This window comes from Mycobacterium sp. IDUB_28 (assembly GCF_055419285.1).
In genome coordinates this window covers 1-389 of sequence record NZ_JBVAXK010000046.1, presented here as the reverse complement: position 1 = coordinate 389, position 389 = coordinate 1, and the positions used below count along the sequence as shown (strand labels likewise).

Genomic DNA, 389 nt, shown 5'->3' with positions numbered 1-389 from the left:
TCGGTAACTCCGGCAACTTGAACAACGGGATGTTCGTGCGGGGTGATGCTCAGGGCATGACCGGTGTTTCCTACTCGATCCGTATCGAGCAGATTCCGGTGGACTTCGGCATGCGATTCCCGGTCAATACGACGATTGCCGGTGGCACCTTCGACATCACCACCCTGCCGTTCAACATCGGGGCGATCGACATGAGCGCTCTCAGCAGCACGTCCGGCACCATCGGTCCGATCAGCGTTCCGTCTATCACGATCAGCGGACCACGGCTGCACTTCACACTCGGCGGCCCAGGATACACAACGTATGGCAGCATCACCGGCACTGTCGGGCCGATCGATATTCCGTTGTTCTCGATTCCGGGGGGGCCGGGGTTCGGTAATACCTCGGTG

At 59.9% G+C, this 389-nt stretch carries 1 pseudogene; it reads left to right on the top strand.

The window, feature by feature from the left end:
* Positions 1-56: 56 nt before the first annotated feature.
* Positions 57-389, top strand: a pseudogene (locus ACZYZ9_RS26480) (PPE family protein); the annotation flags it as partial.